Raw genomic sequence first — 19,429 nt, forward strand, 5'->3', positions numbered from 1 at the left:
CTTTAAATGTCGAAATTGAGGCGACTTGAATGACGCCGTTTTTGGGAGCACAGAGGGCCGCATGAGCAGGAGCCTCGCCCGCGAAAACACTCGGCTGGACCTTTCCCGGCATGCGGCCCGGCTGTTCCTGGAACGAGGTATCGCCGATACCAGCGGCGATCAGATCGCCGCTGCCGCTGGCGTCGCGACGCGCACCCTCTGGCGATATTTTCGATCGAAGGAGAGCGCGGTCGAGCCTCTGTTCGCCCAATCGTCGCTCCGGTTCGCCGCAGTCTTGCGTCGATGGCCCCGGGAGGTCGCCATCGAGGACCTGTTCCATGCGAGTCTCGGCCCCGACAAACAGGCGCCGCAAGACCTCGCAGACGATATTCTCGTCGTAAGGCTCCTCGCCCGACTGGCGGACGAGCCGGCGCTGCGAACGGCATGGCTGATGTCCTGTCACCTCGGCGAGGAGCACCTGATCGAGATCATCGCCGAGCGCCTCGATCGTCCGCGCGGAGATTTCGAGGTTCGCCTGTGCGCCGCGACCGTGATGGCCGCGATCCGGATCGTCGACGAGACCGTCAGCCTGGCGGCCGTGAAGCACGGGCTGAAGACAACCACGGCGGAAGTGAACGAGCATCTCGCGCAAGCCATCCGCAGGGCCAGCACCCTGCCGTTCTGCGATCCGGTCACCCCTCGGATTTGGCCAGACGAAAAGCATGCTCCCTCGTCGGCGAAAGCAGCGCAGTGAGAATGACCTCCGTTTGAGAGGCACTGGCCGCGCCGATGTAGCTGAAGATCGGCTTGGAGTGCGACGCCGCGCCCCTCAACGGTGCCAGGAGACGCGAAAGCGGCGTGCCAAAATCAGGTCAGACTTCGCGCAGCCGCCGGTATGGCAACAGGCAGGTGCCGAGTTGTAGAACGATCTTGGCCGACGACGTTCCATAACTGTGGCGGGCCTGACCACGCCCGCGTCCAAGGGCCGAAGTCGACTGGCCTGGGTAGCGTATCGTGCGGGGGCGACCCCCGAGGGTTGGCGCGGTCGGCTCCAACCCTCGGAAAATCGGGGCAGCTATACCCAGCGGCACCGGCGAATCCGCCGGCCGAACCTGTCGTGGTACACTCGACAGACCTGCCGACGGTGGCGGCGGCGGTATCGATGATGGTGTCTGTGACGATGCCGCCCGCGATGATGGCCACGGTGCGAATGACCGCTTCGATACTGCGACCACTCCGTTGGCGTTCCATCCGGCAGCACCGGACCCTCTGCGATTGGTACATCAGGCACCGGCAAAGCCGGAGCAGCGTGCGCGCCATCGGAACGCAGCGGCAGCGAAGATCCAGCGGCCAGCGCCATCAGTCCAAACAAGAATGAACGTCGTTCCATCGATCCGGGCTCCTGCTTCGAGATACGCGCTCCCGCAGAGCGCCTGCTCATCTGTTGAATAGACGAGCTGATCGGCCCGATGTTCCGCCGGGGCCGTCAGGTGGCCGGATGAATCTATGGCGTCGCGTGGGCGTCGAATTGCGTCCAGCCTATAGCGGACGGCAAGATCGGCGGAGCCTGAGAAGTGGATGGAGAGCCAATCGCTGCGCCTTGCGAAGCGGCGGCAAGTTTGAGTCGATTGCGGAAACAGGTGCGGTTCCGACGGGTTAGGTCGAAAGCCCAGGACAAGAGAAGGCGGTCAGAAACTGACCCCGAGTTGAGCGGTGCCGCCGACACGCCGCGTGTTTCCGGAGAGTTCGGAGACGACGCGCATGCCGAGACTGACCCTCCGGCTCAGCCTGATGTCGCCTCCCGCCGCGAGCAAGGCGGCACTTCGGTCTGGCCGGGCGCCCGTCGCCGTGAATCTCGCACCGGGCAGGCCGTTGAGCGAAGCCGAAAGCTCGGCGTCGCGCTGGTAGTAATGCGCCCAGGTGACGCGGACGAAGCGGTGACCGACCTGCCAGTCGTTCGGCGCGTAGCCGGGCCAATCGCGAGAAGATGTACGATCGGCCTCCTCCCGAGGATGACGAGGTCGCCATAAGAGAGCTTGTAACATTTCACAACATGTTTAGAGTGGAGACCAAGCTGGAACCGGATAACGAGTTCCGCAACGGAGGAGACGCGACGTGACCAAGCGCCCATCTCGGCTGATGCTGGTCGATGCGAGCGAGCCGCAGGCGCAGCCGCGCCGGAACCGCGTCAACCTGTTCGATCTGGCCTATCAGCGCATCGAGGAATTGCTGGTCCGCTGCGAGCTGGCGCCCGGACGCTTCCTGGCCATGCAGGATCTGCAGGACATCACCGGCTTCGGCCGCACGCCGGTCCACCACGCCGTCAACCGCCTCGCCGCCGATACGCTGATCGTGATCCGCCCGCGCCACGGGCTCCAGATCGCACCGATCGATCTCGCCCGCGAGCGCGTGCTGCTGCATCTGCGCCGCGACATCGAGCGCTTCGTCATCAGGCTGGCCGCCGAGCGGGCTGGCCCCTCACATCGTAACCAGATGCTGCATATGGAGCGGCTGCTGCGCGAGCGGCGCGACAGGCTGACGCTGGCCGAGTTCAATGCGCTCGACCGCCGCATCGACCAGATGGTGCTCTCTGCCGCTGGCGAGCCCTTCCTCGAGCACACGCTGCGGCCGCTTCACACCATCTTCCGGCGCATCGGCTTCATCTACCACGCCCACATGGCGCAGAAGCCCAGCCTCGACGGCACCATCGACCACCACCTCTCCGTCCTCAACGCCATCGCCACGCGCAATGCCGAGCGCGCCGTCGCAGCCTCGGACGCCCTGATCGCCTTTGTCGACGGCATGTTCGACGAGATGGAGAGCCGCATCGACCCTTCACGGCTCGACTGCAGCATCGAGCCGCTGCTGACCAGCTAGCCCACGCCGCGCGTACCGGATGCCTAAAAATCAACAACAGCGGCACAAACGCCACTACAGGAGAGGAAAAGACGCGATGTCCAAGCTCACCCGACGCAGCATGCTGGCAGCTGCCGGCGCCTCCGCGGCCCTCGCCGCCACGCGCTCCTTCGCACAGGGCAAGACGACGATCACCTTCGCTGCAGCGACCTTCGCGGAAGCCGGCCGCGGCGACAAGCTGAAAGCCTGGATCGAGAAATTCAACGCCTCGCAGGACAAGATCGAGGTCCAGCCTGTCGCGATCTCGTTCTCGCAGCTCGCCAACACGGTCTTCACCCAGATGGGCGGCGGCGGCGGGCCGGATCTTGTGCGCTTCGACCAGACGGATTTTTTTGCCGCCCTGCCGGCCAAGCGCATCCTGCCGATCGACGACCTCGTCGATGCGAGCAAATACAGCTTCCAGGCGCCGGACAAGTTCCTCAACGTCGAGGGCAAGCGCTATGGTGTGGTCTTCGAGCTCGCCAATTACCAGCTCATCTATAATCCGGCGCTGCTGAAGGGCGGTGAGCCGCCGAAAACCTTCCCGGAATTCATCGCGACGGCCAAGGAAGCGACCGGCAAGGGCAATTTCGGCTACGCCTTCCGCGCGACGATGCCGGAGCGTTCCGGCTTCTGGCAGGACATGACGAACTATGTCTACGGCTTCGGCGGGAACTGGGCCGACGGCAAGCAGCTTACCCTCAACAGCCCGAAGGTGGTCGAGGCGATCACCGCCTACAAGCAGGTCTACGATTCCGGCGTGATCCCGAAGGGCGCGGACGCGGCGACCTATCGGCGGATGTTCTGGGAGGGCAAGATCGCCATGAACATCGACAATGGCGGCGTCGCCGGCATCTTCGCGGCCCAGAATCCGAATCTCGGCTTCAAGGCGGCGCCCTCGCCCTTCCCGAACCGCCAGCAGGGGCTGATCCTGACCTCGCTCTCGGTCAACGCCAACACCAAGAACAAGGAGGCCTGCGGCGTCTTCATCAACTGGGTGCTGCAGCAGGCGCCCCAGCAGGAGCTGCAGGGCATCCTCGGCGCTGCCAGCGTCGCCACCCAGGTCGAGCGGCCCAAGGCCGATCTGGAACGCGCGCCCTGGCTCGGCGTCTACGACGCGCAAACGCCCTATGCCCTGCCGCAACTCGTCCTCGGCTTCGAGACCAAGACCCTCGAAATCCAGCAGATCGTCGTCGAGCAGGTGCTGAAGATTCTCGTCGGCAACGCCGATGTGCAGAAGACGCTCGACGAGGCGCAGTCGCTTGCGCTCAGGCGCATCGAGAGGCAGTGACGCCATGAGCGAGGTCGCCAACGCTGCGACGGCGCCCACCGGCCGCCCCCCATTGTCCGGGGGGCGGGACCGGGAGAGCCGCTGGACGCCCTATCTCTTTGTTGCGCCCGTCGCGCTCTATCTGGCGCTGTTCCAGGGCTATCCGCTGCTGAGCGAGTTCTTCCTCAGCTTCACGCAAACCTCGCTGCTGGCGCCGCAGGACGCCCGCTTCGTCGGCTTGCGCAACTATCACGACCTTGCAAGCTCGAGCGACTTCGCCTCCGTGCTCTGGACGACCGCGATCTACACGGTCGCCTGCGTCGTCTTCGCGATCTCGCTGGGGCTCGGCGCGGCGCTCCTGCTCGACCGGCCGTTTCGCGGGCGCGGTCTGGCGCGCGCGCTGGTCACGATCCCCTGGGCGGCTCCGCCTGTGGCGGTGGCGACGATCTTCGTCTGGATGTTGAATGCCCAGTACGGCATTTTCAATCATGCCCTGAAGCTGATGGACCTCGAGGTCGGCTATGAAAGCTGGCTCGACAATCCCAGGCTCGCCCTGCCGGCGATCCTGTTCACCACCGTTTGGCAGATCTTCCCCTTCTCCTCCGTCGTGCTGCTCGCCGCGCTCCAGGGCGTCTCCGAGGAGGTGCGCGAGGCCGCCCAGATGGACGGCGCCGACCGATTCAGCATCTTCAAGGTCGCGGTCTGGCCGACGATCCAGCCGACGGTGGCGCTGCTCGCGCTTTTCGTCACGATCTGGTCGCTGCGCCGCTTCGATTTGATCTGGGTGATGACCCAGGGTGGCCCGATCGGCGCCACCAAGACGCTCGTCATCGAACTCTACACGCGCGGCTTCGTCGCCCGCGAACTCGGCGAGGCGGCAGCCGTCGGCATGGTCGGCCTCACGATCGCGCTCGTGGTGACCTTTGTCTACTTCTGGTACACGCAGCGCACCGAGCGTGCGCAGGGGCGCCGCTGATGAAGACACCCGCCTCACACGCGCTGCGCATGGCGCTGATCATGGTGCTGCTCAGCGTGGCGCTGTTCCCGATCTACTGGATGGTCGTCACCTCGCTGACCTCCTCTGCGAACCTCTTCGCCGACCGTCCCCAGATGCTTCCCGATCCGAGCCAGGCGTTCAACTACGCCGAGACCTTCAGCAAAACCGGCGTGCTGGTCTGGCTCAAGAACAGCGCCATCGTCGCGATCGGCACGATGGTGCTGTCGATCCTCCTCGCCATCCTCCCGGCCTATGCGCTCTCGCGCTTCCGCTTTCACGGCAAGGGCGTGCTCGGCTTCATCCTGTTCGCGACGCAGATGCTGCCCGAGGCGATGCTGGTCGTGCCGCTCTATGCGATCTTCGCCAAGCTCCTGCTGCTCGACACGCTCGGCGGCCTGATCCTGGCGAACACCGCCTTCACCGTCCCGGTCATCACCTGGATTTTGAAGGGTGCGATCGACGGCGTGCCGCTGGAGATCGAAGAGGCCGCCCGCATCGACGGCTGCTCGCGCCTCGACATCGTGCTGGGCATCGTCGTGCCAGTGGTGGCGCCGACATTGGCCGCCGCTGCCGTCATCGCCTTCTTCCACGGCTGGAACGAATACGTCTTCGCCCAGACGCTGATCCTGAGCCAGGAACTGCGGACCGCCTCGGTCGGCCTTGCCAGTTTCGTCGGCGAGCTCTCGACACCGATCCACACCGTCATGGCCATCGGCGTGATGTACACGCTGCCGGCCGTCGCCTTCTACCTGATGGTCCAGCGCTACGTCGTGGCCGGCATGACCGCCGGCAGCGTAAAAGGCTGAGCAAGAATTGGGCTGAGAAAGAACAACCACATGGCCTCGATCACACTCAATCACGTCGCCAAGCATTTCGGCCCCAAGGTCGCGATCGCAGATATCGATCTCAAGATCGAGGAGGGCGAATTCCTCGTTCTCCTCGGCCCGTCCGGCTGCGGCAAGTCCACGCTGCTGCGCATGCTCGCCGGGCTCGAGACCGTCACATCCGGGGAAATCCATGTCGGCGGAAAGCGGGTCGATCAGTTGCCGCCGAGCGCGCGCGACATGGCCTTCGTCTTCCAGTCCTACGCGCTCTACCCGCACATGACGGTGAGGCGAAACATCGCCTTTCCGCTGATCATGCGGCAGTTCAAGTGGTGGTTCCATATCCCCGTCATCGGTGGTCTCGCCAAGCGGCGCATCGAGCGGTCGCCAGAGGTGGCCGAACTCGTCGAGAAGACGGCGAAGACGCTTTCCCTCACCGAGATGCTCGATCGCTATCCACGCACGCTCTCCGGCGGCCAGCGCCAGCGCGTCGCGCTCGGGCGCGCCATGGTGCGCAAGCCCGAGGTCTTCCTGATGGATGAGCCGCTCTCCAACCTCGACGCCAAGCTGCGCTCCGCGATGCGCGCGGAGATCACGCGGCTTCATGGCCGCGTCGGCGGCACCTTCGTCTATGTCACGCACGATCAGGTCGAGGCTATGACGATGGGCACGCGCATCGCGCTGATGCGCGACGGCGTCATCCAGCAATTCGGCACGCCGCGCGAGATCTACACCTCGCCCGCCAACACCTATGTCGCCCGCTTCATCGGCACCCCACCGATGAACCTGATCGAGGCCCATATCGAGGGCGACGCCCTCCGCATCGGAGAAGCACTCCTGCCGCTGCCGGCCCGGCTGCTGCCGGCCGCCCGCTCGGTGAGTGGCAATACGCTGCTGCTCGGCATCCGCCCAGGCGCGTTGACGATCGGCGCGCCCGGCGAGGCGGGCGGGCTCTCCGGCACGGTCAGCCTCGTCGAGCATGTCGGCGCGGAGTCCGTCATTGCGGTCGGGCTGGCGCAGGCGCGGACCGCCCATGAGGAAGAGGGCGAGGTCGCAGGCGAGATCATGGTCACGGCATCCGGCTACAGCGATCTCGCGCGGGGCAAGCCCGTTACGGTCGGGCTGAACCTGTCGGAGGCCGTGCTGTTCTCGGCCGAGAACAGCCGTCGCCTCGGCGATGACGCTGCCCACACTGCTTGAGCGCGGGAGCGCTGCGCGACCTGCGAACACTCGGTCCTTGCCCAAAAGCGGACCTTCAGCAATTGCGACCTAATCTCTGGCTATACATTCGTACAGATCCCTCTAGCGATTATCGTAAGCGGTTGTCGGCGGGTCCAATATCCGTCCGAACGTTGAACCCGGACAATCCCTCTCAATCCTCGCGCCGCCGAGTTACTTCGGGCTGTTCCTAGCCACAGGGTGGTCGGCGCACTTTTGGAAGAGGCGGGAGATGAAAGCGCTCTTCAAAGGCGAGGCCGTCTTGCCTCGAAACCGAGCAGCCGCTGGGGCGGTCGTTGGCTGTTCTTGTCGGCGAACGGCACCTTCATGTTGGTCGCACCCCTGACCTGGTACGAGCTGGTACCGGGCGTGACCGATACCGGCTTCTTCAATCAGCACTTTGTTCGCGACATCGGGATGATCCAGCTCTTCCTTGGCGTCGCCTTTGGTCTGGGCCTGTTTCGGCCCGAGCGGCGCGTTGACTTAACGCATCTTCACCGCGGCGACATTGCCAGCCGATCAACGGTCGCCGGCTCGCTGAAGCACAGCCTGGATCCCGGTGACGATCCTCGCCGCGGGCGACGGCTTTTCAACCAGCCGGCTCAGAAGCCCAGGCTCAAGTAGCCCGCTGTCGGGCGAGCGGCCGGAAAAGACCAGAAAATGCCTACGGTCATGGGAGCGGGTGCGCAGCTTCAGGCCAGGCAACGAGCGGCATCCTGAAGGTGAAACGCGTCTCGTCCGGGGTGGACGATACGGTCAGCGTGCCGCCGTGAGCCTTGGCGATCTCGGAGGCGATATGCAGGCCCAGGCCGAGGCCATTCGCGCTCTGCCGGACGTCCCCCCGGAAGAACGGTTGGAACAGATGCTCCATCGCTGCGGTTGGGATGGGGTCGCCTGCATTGGCTACCGAGAGCTCAAGACCATTGGCATTCGCGCTGACCTCGACCCTCACGGGCTGCCCGATGGCTCCGTGGGTCAACGCGTTACCAAGCAGGTTCGACAGCAACTGTCCGACCCGGCTGTGGTCGCAGTCGACAGGAACTTCGATGGAGATCGCCTCGACGATCTCGACGTCAGCGTGGCTGGTCCTAAGCTCGTTCACGATCTGGCGAAGTGTTGGCTCCAGGGGTTTCGATGCGTCGCGGGATAACGTCAGCCCACCGCCAAGCTGGCCGCGGGCGAAATCTAGCACGTTGTCGATCAGCCCCGACATCCGCAGGGAGCTTGCCTGCATCAGGCCGACGAGCCGGGATTGCTTCGGGCTCAACGGTTCCCTGCTTGCCATCCGCAATCCGGCGTCGATCGAGGCGAGCGGATTGCGGAGATCGTGCCCCAGCACGGCGATGAACTGCTCCCGCAGGGCGCCGGTCGCCTTTTCGTCCGCAAGCCCCTGAAATGCGTCATCCCGGGAGCGGACGAGGGATTGTTCGAATGTACGGCGTTGCTCGGCCTGGAAGACGATCAGGCGGGTAAATTCCAGGTTCTCCTGGGCATCACGCTTTTCGTTGGCACTGACGAACACGGGGAACTTGCCGTTGGCCGTAACGAGGTCGAGGACGATCTCCGTGACGAAGCCCTGCATCCGCAGAAGGGGAATCAGGTGCGTCTCATAGAGCACGCGTCCCGGCATCGTGAGGCGATCGCGGAACCTGCTCCCCAAGAGTTCATGGGCCGGTGCGCCAAGCCAGGAGCATAGCGTTGCGTTGACTCTGGCGATCTTGCCGTCCGACTGGAGGACGGCATAGCCGCAAGGTGCATTCTCATAAAGATCGTCGAGATCGCCGGAATGGAACCCCGGCTCAGAGGAAGGCACGGATTTCACGGATAACCTCGTCGGGCGCGCTCAGATTGGGGCAGTGCCCCGTTGCATCGAGCATGACGAATGTGCTGCCGGCGATGTTCCTGTGCACGAAACGGCCGACGTTCTCTGCCGCGATGATGTCGTCCTGGCATTGCAGGATCAGCGTCGGGACAGAGACCAGCCGCAGGTCGGCGCGGTTGTCGCCGGTGAAGGTCGCCCGGGCGAACTGCTTTGCGATCTCCGGATCGGTGCGGCAAAAGCTGGCGGCCAGTTCCTCGCCAAGCTCGGGCCGGTCCCCGTTCCCCATGATCGCGGGCGCCATTGCGTTCGACCAACCCATGTGGTTCTCCGCGAGCGAGCCCAGTAGGTCCTCGACATCGCCCGGCGTGAAGCCTCCGATGTACTCACCGTCGTTGATGTAGCGCGGCGACGGACCGACCATCACGAGCTTGCCGAACATTCCCGGCGACTTCAGCGAAGCCAGGACACCGATCATCGCACTGACAGAATGTCCAACGAAGATCGCGTCCTCCAGACCCAGCTCGTTGCCGATCTCGACCAGATCGTCCGCGTAGCCGGAAAGGGTGGAATACTTTTCGGGGACGAATGCCGAGAGATCGGACTTGCCCGCGCCGACATGATCGAACCTGATTGTCCTGAAATCCGGACGGAAGGCGGGTTCCACCAGCCGCCACATGTTCTGATCGCAACCGAAACCATGAGCGAAGACGACCGCCCTGTCGCCGCCGCCGTCGGTCACCACGTTGTTCCGCCGAAGCGCAGTCTTCTTATCCGACATCCGCGATTCCTAGCATTCTCGTGCTCGCCATGTCTCCCTCGCCCTTCCAATCGGTAGGCCTTCAGCCGTCCGGATATCGCGCTCCAAATGGTCGATGATTTTCACCGGGACAGTGGGCCCGTACGACCTGCGCCAGTTCCGGACATTGACGTGACTCCAGAAACCGGACGTCGCGGCAACAAACTGCTCTAACCGCTCGCGGACATCGACTTTGTTGAGCGGGTGAAGGCCGGCACCTGGAAACGCCGGCGGTAGACCCCCGGCGTCATCCCTGTGACGCGCTTGAACAATCGGCGGAAGAAGGCGGCGTCCTCGTAGCCGACCTTCCAGCTGATCTCATCGGCCCGTACATCAGTGCGCTCGAGCCGGCGCTTGGCGTCCTCGATCCGCAGGCGCTGCACGTAATCGATCGGCGCGAAGCCCGTTGCCTCGACGAAGCGCCGCTTGAACGTGCGCTCGGCCAGCCCTGAACGCCGCACCATCTCCTCGACCGGGCTCGCAATGGAGAAGTGCGCCGAAAGCCAGGATTGCGTGTCTGCAATGGCCGAGTCGCCATGATCAGTTCGGCCCTGGAAGACGATATAGGGTGCGAGCCCGTCGTGGTGCCATTGAAGCGCAAAGGATCGTGCCACGGTCTGCGCTGCCGTAGCGCCGACATAGCGGGCTATCAGGTAGAGCACGAGGTCGTGCCAAGTCATCGAGGCGCCTGAGGTAACGAGTTCCTCGCGCTCGCCCGAGATCACCAGCACGCGATCGGGCCGCAGCCGCACGCGCGGAAAGGCGCGTGAAAACGGATCGGCGTAAGCCCAGTGAATGGTCGTCTCGTGGCCATCGAACAGCCCAGTCTCGGCGAGCAGGAACATGCCCGAGCAGGCGGAACAGAGCACTGCGCCTTCGGCATGCATGCGCCGAGCCCAATCGACGATTTCGGGATAACGGCCGGGCGTCCAGCCATCGGGTCCCAGCAGAACCGACGGCACGATGACGATGTCCGTCGCCGCAACCTCCGATACCGCCAGCCGGGCCTCTACAGGCAAGCCGCTCGCCAGAGCGACACTGCCGCGTTCGGCCGCAACGATCTCGACCAAGAACGGCGGCTCTTCGGGAAGTGTCGGCTCGGCGCGCCCGAGCATGCGAAACGCGCTCAGCACGTCGTAGATGCCGCCCAGCGTCGATATGACCGCATCGGGAATGGCGATCAAACTGACATGCAGCGGTCGTGTCGTCGCTGACATTTGCGAGTCTCCTGGCAGGAACGGACCGTCGCTGGCCGATCTCGCACTCCAAGGCCGAACGGCCAATCGCCATCCTGCTTTCGAGCCTCGGCGCAAAGGGCCCGAGATCGAGACAACGGGGTGAACAATGTCCATCAATCAGCAGAAACTCGATACGCTTGTCGGGCGCCTCATCGGAGAAATTTCAGCCGGATATGGCGGTGTCATGGTGGGGCTCGGCGACAAGCTCGGGCTTTACAAGGCCATGGCGGGCGCCGGACCTCTGAGCTCGCAGGAGGTTGCCAGACGCAGTGGTTGCGCGGAGCGCTACGTCCGCGAGTGGCTCAATTCGCAGGTCGCCGGCGGCTGTATCGACTATCACTCGAAATCCAGAACCTACGAACTGACGCAGGAGCAGGCGGCGGTCCTTGCCGACGATCTGAGCCCGGTTTTCCTGCCCCATGCCTGGCAGATCGTTGCATCCATGTGGGCCGACGAACCCAAGACCGTTGCTGCGTTCAAATCGGGCAACGGCGTGAGCTGGGGCGAGCATGATGAGCGGCTCTTCTGCGGCATCGGAGCCTTTTATCGGAATGCCTACAGCGCGAACCTCGTCAAGGAGTGGCTCCCGATGCTCTCCGGCGTGACGGACAAGCTGGAGAGGGGCGCCAAGGTCGCCGATATCGGCTGCGGGCACGGCCATTCGACTGTGCTAATGGCGAAGGCCTTCCCGGAGAGCAGGTTCTGGGGCTTCGACGCTCACGAAGAATCCATTGAGGTCGCCCGTCGGGTGGCGCAGGCGGCCGGTGTCGAGGATCGCGTCATCTTCGAGGTCGAAAAGGCGGATACCTACGCCAGGCGCGGCTACGATCTGGTTTGCTTCTTTGACTGCCTGCACGACATGGGCCGACCGATCGAAGCGACGCGCTATGCCGCCACGGCGATGGCCGAGGACGGCACGCTCATGCTGATCGAACCCTTCGCCGGGGATCGCGTCGAGGACAACATCAACCCGGTCGGCCGGCTATACTATGCTGGATCGACGACCATGTGCTGTGCCCACGCGATATCGGAGAATGGCACACATGTTCTCGGCGCCCAGGCGGGTCCGAACCAGCTTGAGGCGATCCTGAAATCAGCGGGGCTTGGCACGGTGCGCAGGGCGGTGGAGACGCCGTTCAATCTGATCATCGAGGCTCGCTGGTAACGATTGATGGATACTCAGGGAAGGCATGCGTCTTCCCTGAAGCGCCTACTTTCCGCCAACTATGCGCGGCCTGACCTTGATCGAGGGCGGTCGCGGCGACGTGCTGCCGGCGGAGCCGGCGCCGGTCGAGCGGAGGCGAAGGGTTGGCGATATCGATGAATGCTGACGGCCTGACGGCAGCCATCGGCCCGAGTGGACCATTCGCGCTCTTGTGATTTTCACGGCATTAAAGTGCCGAAAAGGGATCGCTATCTCATGGTCGGGCGACGCAAACATCGGAGGTCGGTCATGATTGAGCGAGTTCTGTTAGCTGCGGCTCTTGCAGCCATCCCTGTAACCGTTTCCGCGCAGAATTTGGGGCGTTTAACCCGCGACCCCGCCGATGGCGGGTCAATTCACGATCCAGCCCCGCTCGGCGCTGAAACGCACAGGGTGCCATTCGACACCCGCGCTCCGCTGGCTAAAAGAAACGCGACCACCGCTCCAGTTGAAGAGCATATAATCCGCGATCCCAACGGTGGGTCCACTCGCGACCCAGCCTTCCGGCATATGTAATGGCCGTTTGGGGCTGGGAGCGGACATAGCGCGCCGCTTCAACTAGCGTCGCGCTATGTGCAATCTCTACAGCCACACGCGAAACATCGAGGCGATGCGCAAGCTGGTCGCCAGGTTAGACGTGGCCGCCCAGGTCGTCCCGCAGCCCGGCACAGCCTTAGCATCGTCACGCGCGGCGTGAAGAGGACGGCATATAGCCGGATCAGGCCGCGCCGCCTTCTCTACAGGCCAGGTATCGCGACACTGCCAATTCGAGCGCGGCCCGCTCACGCCCCAGGGTCGAATTCGTCGCCGAGTTCTCAAGGAACCGCAGCCTCGCTAAGGCTTGGCGAAATTGCGCGGTGCTCGTGATCTGAATGATCACCTTGCTCGCATTATCGTGGCCGGCATCCTGCAACATGGAAGCGCCTCCGGGTGACCCCGCAGACTACGCCAGCCATCAGAACTCGCATTCTCAAAAGACATTTCGACGGCGCCATGCGCGAGTTCGTGGCAGGCGGAGAGGGATGGATGGTCGTAGTTGGGGACCACACGGCGGCCCATGCGGAGTCTATATGACCATGACCCAGGTTCATCGGTTTGCCGATGTCAGCTCGCCCAACGCCCTCTCGCCAGTGTTATACTGAAATCTACTGTATCCATAATAATGAAATTGACCCGTATCAGCCAAACCACCCTTCTAATCTTACGCTGATAAGCTCAGGCATCCCCATTTCCCATCGAAATAATATTTCTATTTAGACGCAACGATCTAGGGCCGGCGGCCGACGATAGGTTGGAAGCATCCTCGCGGCGCCTGATACGAACAGCTCGAAACAGGCCTGAAATCCACGGAAAAGGTTTCGGTCGGCGATTGCGATCAACCCAATAGACAAAGGCACGGCTCCGCTGGACGAGCGCAGCTAGCGCAGGGCGCGTATCATTCAAGAGCAATCACGATCGGCCAAAAGGCTGACCCCAGGACGCCATTGGCGCGACCGAACATGCGCGCCCAGAGCGTCCGCAGAAGCTTGCCGGCAGCCATTGCACATCATTTCACGAAGATTGAATATCGGAACAGCGCTCAAGCTAAGCGCTTGAATGGCGCTCCCATGGGGAATCGAACCAGATATCAAAATACACCACAAATTCAAATGCTTAAAGAAATTAATGAATGCCTGCCTTCAATGATTATAACCATCTTTCTTACCAACAATGTTACCCCGATTGATGTACGCCCGCTGGATTTGGGCACCTGAACAAATTCTCGAATCCACCGCGCGTAAGCGAGCAGTTGAAGCCCAGCCTGCGGGCGCCTGCGCCGACCAGCCTCCATAGGCTCTCGACGAAATTTGCTCTCAGCAGCCCCCCTCCCCGTCCGCATCCTCCGTCCCGGAGAGCGGTCACCAGCGGTAGCTGCGGCGCCGCACAATCGAATTGGTGCATCGCTTCCACGAAAGGGGCTTTCTCACACATCCATCATTCGTATGATGATAAAAATCATCATACGAATGATGGATCATGGCTCTTCAGAACACTCGGCATCAGGACGCGGTCGACTCCATCGCCCGCTGGATCGTGCGAAACCGCTTCGGCGCGGAGGGGACACTACCGAACGAGGCAGATCTCGGGGCCGAGCTCGGAGTCAGCCGTACCGTCGTCCGCGAAGCCGTCAGGACCCTGACGGCAAAGGGGATGGTCTCTCCCAGACCGCGGCACGGGACACGGATCCAGCCACTTGAGAACTGGCAGCTGCTCGATGCGCAGGTGGTGGCATGGCGGACCGAGGCCGGCATGTCGCCGAACGTGATCGGCGATCTGATCGATTTCCGCCTAGCGATCGAGCCTTTCGCGGCCGAGCGGGCGGCCAAGAGGACGGATTTTCCGATCGCCGTTCTCGAGGCCGCGTATACCGGGATGGCTGCGGCGGCCGATCTAGAACAGGTCTTCACCGAGGCCGACCTTGCTTTCCATGCGACGATCCTGCGCGGCACGCAGAACAGCTATTTCACGCACCTGATCCCGTTCGTGGAGAACGCGCTGCGCCTTTCGTTCCGGCTGTCGATCCGCGCTCCCGAGGACGCACATCGCGCGCTCCCCTTCCACCGCGCGGTCATCGAGGCGATCGCGGCGCGTGATAGCGCCAGGGCGCGCGAGGCGATGACGATCTTGGTCGAACAGGCCCGCACCGACATGCTCGACGGTATCGCTGAGGACTAGCCGCCGATGATCAAAACAGTCACCGACATGATCTTCCGTGGCCTCGAATTCATCTTGGTCGCACTACTCGCGGGCATGGTCGTCATGGTATTCGGCAATGTCGTGCTGCGCTACGGCTTCAACTCCGGCATCACGATCTCCGAAGAGCTGTCGCGCTACTTCTTCGTCTGGCTGACCTTCCTCGGCGCGATCGTCACCTTCCGCGAGAACAGCCATCTCGGCGTGGACATTATGCTGCGCCTGCTCGGCGGCAGGGGTCGACTCGCTTGCTACATCGTCGGCGACTTGATCATCATCTTCTGTTGCGCGATCTTCTTCTGGGGCACTTGGGTACAGGCGCCGATCAACGCGACGATGGAATCGCCGGTCGTCGGCGTCTCGATGCTGTGGGTCTACGGCATCGGCTTCTTCACCAGCATCGGCATCGGCCTCCTGGCAACGGCAAATCTCGTCTCGACACTGCGGTTCGGGGCCGATGCCCGCTTCGCGGCAGGCGATTTCGAAAGTGGCTCCCTCTCGCTGCGGGAGCGCATCGAATGACCATCGTTGTCTTCATCGGGTCGCTGCTCGGAGCGATGTCGATCGGTATCCCGATCGCGTTCTGCCTGATCTTCTGCGGCATCGCGCTGATGGCCTATATGGACGTGTTTAATGCGCAGATCGTCGCGCAGAACCTGATCCAGGGCGCCGACACCTTCACCCTGCTCGCGATCCCCTTTTTCCTGCTGGCCGGCGAAATCATGAACCGCGGCGGGCTCTCCCGCCGGATCATCGAGTTCGCAGTGTCGCTCGTCGGGCATATCCGCGGCGGGCTCGGCATCGTCGCCATCGTCGCCTCGATCATCATGGCCAGCATCTCGGGCTCGGCTGCCGCCGATACCGCGGCGCTCGCCGCCATCCTAATCCCGATGATGCGGGATTCCGGCTATAATCTCGCGCGCTCGAGCGGCTTAATCGCCGCCGGCGGGATCATCGCCCCGGTGATCCCGCCATCGATCGCCTTCATCATGTACGGCGTCGCGGCCAATGTCTCGATCGGCCAGCTTTTCTTGGGCGGCATCGTGCCGGGGCTAATGATGGGCGTCGGCCTGTTCGTCGCCTGGCAGATCGTCGCGCGGCGCGACAAGGTCGCGGTGCTGCCGCGCCAGAGTGGGCGGGAGCGGCTCCGGGCGCTGACGCGCGCCGGCTGGGCCCTCCTCATGCCGGTGATCATCATGGGCGGCATCAGGTTCGGCATCTTCACGCCGACCGAGGCCGCGGTGGTGGCGGCGGTCTATGCGCTTTTCGTCAGCCTCGCGATCTATCGCGAAATGAAGATCCGCGATCTCTACGAGATCCTGCTCAACGCAGCGAAGATGACCTCGGTGGTGATGTTCCTCGTCGCGGCGTCGCTGGTCTCTGCCTGGCTGATCACGACCGCCAACATTCCGGCGGAGATCATGGGCCTGGTCGGCGGGTTGATCGAATATCCGACGCTGCTCCTGCTGGCGCTGATGGTGCTGGTCTTCCTGGTCGGCACCGCGCTCGACCTTGCACCGACGATCCTGATCCTCACGCCGGTGCTGATCCCGATCATCAAGCAGGCCGGGATCGACCCGGTCTATTTCGGGGTGCTGTTCATCATGAACAACGCCATAGGCCTGATCACGCCACCAGTCGGCGTCGTCCTGAACATCGTCAGCGGCGTGGCGCGCATCCCGCTCTGGGATGTGATCAAGGGGGTGAATCCCTTCCTGATCGCGCATTGCATCGTGCTGACGCTGCTCGTGCTGTTCCCGCAGCTCGTCCTCGTGCCGCTCGCCTGGCTTCGCTAGCGCCGCACGTCCATCCACCACAGCCCAAAAAGTCCAGGGAGGACACCATGAAGACGCTTGCCCTTGCCGCGGGATTCGTTCTCGCGACCCTGCCAATCTCCGCTCAGGCCGAGATCAAGAACCGCACCATCCGTATCTCGGCCGGTGTCAACGAGGATCATCCGGTCGCCGGCGGGGTCAAGGTGATGACCCAGTGCATCGCCGAGAAGTCGGGCGGGAAGATCAAGATGACCGCCTTCTGGGGCGGCGCCCTTGGCACCGACCAGCAGCAGACCCAGTCGCTGCGCTCCGGCACGCAGGAGATGACCATCACCTCGACCTCTCCGCTCGTCGGCATCCTGCCGGCGCTGGGCGCGTTCGACCTGCCGTTCATCTTCAAGAACGAGAAGGAGGCCGACGGTGTGCTGGACGGAGAGTTCGGCGCGGATATCTCGGCGATGCTGCCCTCGCGTGGCCTGATCAATCTTGCCTATTGGGAAAACGGCTTCCGCAACCTCACCAATTCCCGCCGACCGGTGACGAAATGGGAGGATATCAGCGGGATGAAGGTCCGGGTGATGCAGAACGGCATCTTCATCGACACCTTCAACAACATGGGCGCGAATGCCGTGCCGATGTCCTTCGGCGAACTGTTCAGCGCGCTAGACACCAAGGCGATCGACGCCCAGGAAAACCCGTTCGTGACGATTGACTCGTCGAAATTCTACGAGGTCCAGAAGTATCTCAGCGTCACCAGGCACGCCTATACGCCCTATCTGGCGCTGTTCTCGAAGCCGATCTGGGACGGCTACTCGGCCGAGGAAAAGAAGATCCTGCAGGACTGCACCATCGCGGGCCGCGATGCGCAGCGTCGCATCGCTCGAGAGCAGTCCGCCGATGCCCTCGACAAGCTGAAGAAGCAAGGCATGCAGGTGGTCGAGTTCACCGAGGCCGAGCAGGCACGCATGCGCGACCACGCCAAGTCGGTGCTCGACAAGCATGCTCCGGCGATCGGCAAGGACACGGTCGCGAAGCTGCTCGCCGCCATCGACAAGGTGCGCGCCACCAACTGAGGCACTTTCCGATACGGCCGGGCGGCGTCGGCGCCGCCCGGCCTTCCGCAGTCCCAAAAGAGAGACCGATCATGTCAGCCATCGAGAATGTCGAAGCCGGCTTCTATCTCATTCCCCTGCCGCAGGTTCTGAGCGACAGCATGCATGGCGAGATACCGGCCTTCCAGCTGAATACGGTCGTAGTGACCGACAAGGACGGCGCCAGCGGCGTCGGCTACACCTATACGGTCGGCCGCAACGGCGCGGCGGTCGATGCGATCCTCCGCCGCGAGATGGGCGAGATGCTTGTCGGCCAAGAGGCCGACCGGATCGAATATCTCTGGCAGAAGATGTGGTGGGGGCTGCATTACGGTGGCCGCGGTGGCCCGAGCATGCTGGCGATCTCGGCCGTCGACATGGCTTTGTGGGATCTCAAGGCCAAGAAGCTCGCCTTGCCGCTGTGGAACCTACTTGGCGGCTACGACGACGAAGTGCCCTGCTATGCAGGCGGCGTCGATCTCGACTTTAGCCTGGAGGCGTTGCTGGCGCAGACCGACCGCAATCTCGAGAAGGGCTTCCGCGCCATCAAGATGAAGGTCGGTCGGGCGCGGCTTTCGGAGGATGTCGAGCGCGTCAAGGCAATGCGCGCCCATCTCGGCGCCGATTTCCCGTTGATGGCCGACGCCAATATGAAGTGGAGCGTCGACGAGGCGATCCGCGCCGCCCGCGCGCTGCAGCCGGCGGAGTTGGTCTGGCTCGAGGAGCCGACGATTCCGGACGACCCCGCAGGCCACGCGCGGATCGTGCGCGAAGGCGGTGTGCCGATCGCGGCGGGCGAAAACCTGCGCACGCCTTGGGAGTTCAAGCTCTACATGGCCGAGGGCGCCGTCACCTTCCCCGAGCCGGACGTCACGAATTGCGGCGGTGTCACCGGCTTCATGAAGATCGCGCGGCTGGCCGAGGCGTTCAACCTGCCGGTCACCTCGCACGGTGCCCATGACGTCACGGTGCATCTGCTCGCCGCCTGCCCGAACCGCTCCTATCTCGAGGTCCACAGCTTCGGCCTCGACCGCTACATCGCTGAGCCCCTGGTCATCCGGGACGGCAACGCGCTCGCCCCGAACCGGCCCGGCCACGGCGTGGAATTTGACTGGGGTGCGCTGAGCAAGCTGAACGGCTGAGCGCGGCGAGGTGAACTGCACCGTCAGCGCGATCGGCAGCGCTGATGGTTGATCGAGGACATGACCATCCGCCAGTTCGGCGCTCATACGCAGCGCGGCTATGCCGGCAGGTCCGCGCGTTCACCGCCTTCCTCGGATTGCCGCCGGATCGGGCCGAGCCGAAGGATCTGCGGCGCTACCCGCTTCACCTGGCTTCGCTGGAGGCAAACTATGCTCGGATGAACCTGGCCTGCACCGCGCTACGGTTCTTCTTCCACGTCACGCCGGGCCGGACCGGCTTTGGAGACCGCATGGCGCGGATCCCAACGCCGGAGCGGCTTCGGGTCGCGCCGGACACGCAGGAGGTCGCGCGCTCCTGGCCCATGCGCGGAGCCTGAAGGACCGGGGCGCGCTCAGTATCGCCTATGGCTGCGGCCGGCGTGTCTCGCTGATCACCAACCTCAAG

At 63.6% G+C, this 19,429-nt stretch carries 19 protein-coding genes; 14 read left to right on the plus strand and 5 right to left on the minus strand.

Annotated features, from left to right (window positions below; translation table 11 throughout):
- Positions 1–61 precede the first annotated feature (61 nt).
- The gene (locus tag ASE63_RS24080; protein ID WP_082610249.1) at positions 62–733 is read left to right on the plus strand and encodes a TetR/AcrR family transcriptional regulator; all 672 of its coding nucleotides are present in this window, start codon (positions 62–64) and stop codon (positions 731–733) included.
- A 934-nt stretch (positions 734–1,667) separates the two neighbouring features.
- Here the strand turns inward: ASE63_RS24080 and ASE63_RS27585 are convergent.
- Positions 1,668–2,024, minus strand: coding sequence for an autotransporter domain-containing protein (locus tag ASE63_RS27585; protein WP_156410578.1), 357 nt, complete (start codon positions 2,022–2,024; stop codon positions 1,668–1,670).
- Between the two features lie 94 nt (positions 2,025–2,118).
- On the opposite strand from ASE63_RS27585, the gene ASE63_RS24085 reads away from it, so the two are divergent.
- From ASE63_RS24085 to ASE63_RS24110, 6 genes are all read left to right on the plus strand, one after another.
- Positions 2,119–2,856: a GntR family transcriptional regulator gene (locus ASE63_RS24085; RefSeq protein WP_056807754.1), complete on the plus strand. Its 738-nt coding sequence runs from the start codon at positions 2,119–2,121 to the stop codon at positions 2,854–2,856.
- A gap of 76 nt (positions 2,857–2,932) precedes the next feature.
- Positions 2,933–4,165, plus strand: a complete 1,233-nt coding sequence (locus ASE63_RS24090; protein ID WP_056807756.1) for an extracellular solute-binding protein — start codon at positions 2,933–2,935, stop codon at positions 4,163–4,165.
- A gap of 4 nt (positions 4,166–4,169) precedes the next feature.
- Complete coding sequence (locus tag ASE63_RS24095; RefSeq protein WP_082610250.1) at positions 4,170–5,120, plus strand: sugar ABC transporter permease; 951 nt, start codon at positions 4,170–4,172, stop codon at positions 5,118–5,120.
- Positions 5,120–5,947 carry a carbohydrate ABC transporter permease gene (locus tag ASE63_RS24100; protein ID WP_056807758.1) on the plus strand — a complete coding sequence of 276 codons (828 nt, stop codon included), beginning with the start codon at positions 5,120–5,122 and terminating at the stop codon, positions 5,945–5,947. Before ASE63_RS24095 ends, ASE63_RS24100 begins: the two co-directional genes overlap by 1 nt.
- 30 nt (positions 5,948–5,977) lie before the next feature.
- Complete coding sequence (locus ASE63_RS24105) at positions 5,978–7,165, plus strand: ABC transporter ATP-binding protein (RefSeq protein WP_056807760.1); 1,188 nt, start codon at positions 5,978–5,980, stop codon at positions 7,163–7,165.
- A gap of 345 nt (positions 7,166–7,510) precedes the next feature.
- Positions 7,511–7,807 carry a hypothetical protein gene (locus ASE63_RS24110; protein WP_162261826.1) on the plus strand — a complete coding sequence of 99 codons (297 nt, stop codon included), beginning with the start codon at positions 7,511–7,513 and terminating at the stop codon, positions 7,805–7,807.
- A 46-nt stretch (positions 7,808–7,853) separates the two neighbouring features.
- Here ASE63_RS24110 and ASE63_RS24115 read toward each other — a convergent pair whose 3' ends face one another.
- From ASE63_RS24115 to ASE63_RS24125, 3 genes are all read right to left on the minus strand, one after another.
- A complete protein-coding gene (locus ASE63_RS24115) occupies positions 7,854–9,005 on the minus strand; it encodes a PAS domain-containing sensor histidine kinase (protein WP_244491577.1) in 1,152 nt (383 codons plus the stop codon).
- Positions 8,983–9,783: an alpha/beta hydrolase gene (locus ASE63_RS24120; protein WP_056807766.1), complete on the minus strand. Its 801-nt coding sequence runs from the start codon at positions 9,781–9,783 to the stop codon at positions 8,983–8,985. Before ASE63_RS24120 ends, ASE63_RS24115 begins: the two co-directional genes overlap by 23 nt.
- A 188-nt stretch (positions 9,784–9,971) precedes the next feature.
- Entirely contained in the window at positions 9,972–11,018 is a 1,047-nt protein-coding gene (locus ASE63_RS24125; protein WP_056807768.1) for a helix-turn-helix domain-containing protein, read from the minus strand.
- A gap of 127 nt (positions 11,019–11,145) precedes the next feature.
- On the opposite strand from ASE63_RS24125, the gene ASE63_RS24130 reads away from it, so the two are divergent.
- On the plus strand, positions 11,146–12,204 hold the full coding sequence (locus ASE63_RS24130; RefSeq protein ID WP_056807770.1) for a class I SAM-dependent methyltransferase: 1,059 nt from the start codon (positions 11,146–11,148) through the stop codon (positions 12,202–12,204).
- A 757-nt stretch (positions 12,205–12,961) separates the two neighbouring features.
- Here ASE63_RS24130 and ASE63_RS24135 read toward each other — a convergent pair.
- Complete coding sequence (locus ASE63_RS24135) at positions 12,962–13,159, minus strand: hypothetical protein (RefSeq protein WP_056807772.1); 198 nt, start codon at positions 13,157–13,159, stop codon at positions 12,962–12,964.
- A 583-nt stretch (positions 13,160–13,742) separates the two neighbouring features.
- Between ASE63_RS24135 and ASE63_RS27590 the strand changes: the two genes are divergently transcribed.
- From ASE63_RS27590 to ASE63_RS24160, 6 genes are all read left to right on the plus strand, one after another.
- Positions 13,743–13,997, plus strand: a complete 255-nt coding sequence (locus tag ASE63_RS27590) for a hypothetical protein (RefSeq protein WP_156410580.1) — start codon at positions 13,743–13,745, stop codon at positions 13,995–13,997.
- Positions 13,998–14,259: 262 nt separating this feature from the next.
- Positions 14,260–14,958 (plus strand): FadR/GntR family transcriptional regulator, encoded by a 699-nt coding sequence (locus ASE63_RS24140; RefSeq protein ID WP_056807774.1) that lies wholly within the window; start codon positions 14,260–14,262, stop codon positions 14,956–14,958.
- A 6-nt stretch (positions 14,959–14,964) separates the two neighbouring features.
- Entirely contained in the window at positions 14,965–15,498 is a 534-nt protein-coding gene (locus tag ASE63_RS24145) for a TRAP transporter small permease (protein ID WP_056807776.1), read from the plus strand.
- The gene (locus ASE63_RS24150; protein ID WP_056807779.1) at positions 15,495–16,772 is read left to right on the plus strand and encodes a TRAP transporter large permease subunit; all 1,278 of its coding nucleotides are present in this window, start codon (positions 15,495–15,497) and stop codon (positions 16,770–16,772) included. Before ASE63_RS24145 ends, ASE63_RS24150 begins: the two co-directional genes overlap by 4 nt.
- Before the next feature lie 47 nt (positions 16,773–16,819).
- On the plus strand, positions 16,820–17,824 hold the full coding sequence (locus ASE63_RS24155) for a TRAP transporter substrate-binding protein (RefSeq protein ID WP_056807781.1): 1,005 nt from the start codon (positions 16,820–16,822) through the stop codon (positions 17,822–17,824).
- A gap of 71 nt (positions 17,825–17,895) precedes the next feature.
- The gene (locus ASE63_RS24160; RefSeq protein WP_056807783.1) at positions 17,896–18,984 is read left to right on the plus strand and encodes a mandelate racemase/muconate lactonizing enzyme family protein; all 1,089 of its coding nucleotides are present in this window, start codon (positions 17,896–17,898) and stop codon (positions 18,982–18,984) included.
- Positions 18,985–19,429 lie beyond the last annotated feature (445 nt).

The sequence above is a fragment of the Allobosea sp. Root381 genome (assembly GCF_001429395.1).
Taxonomy (GTDB): domain Bacteria; phylum Pseudomonadota; class Alphaproteobacteria; order Rhizobiales; family Beijerinckiaceae; genus Allobosea.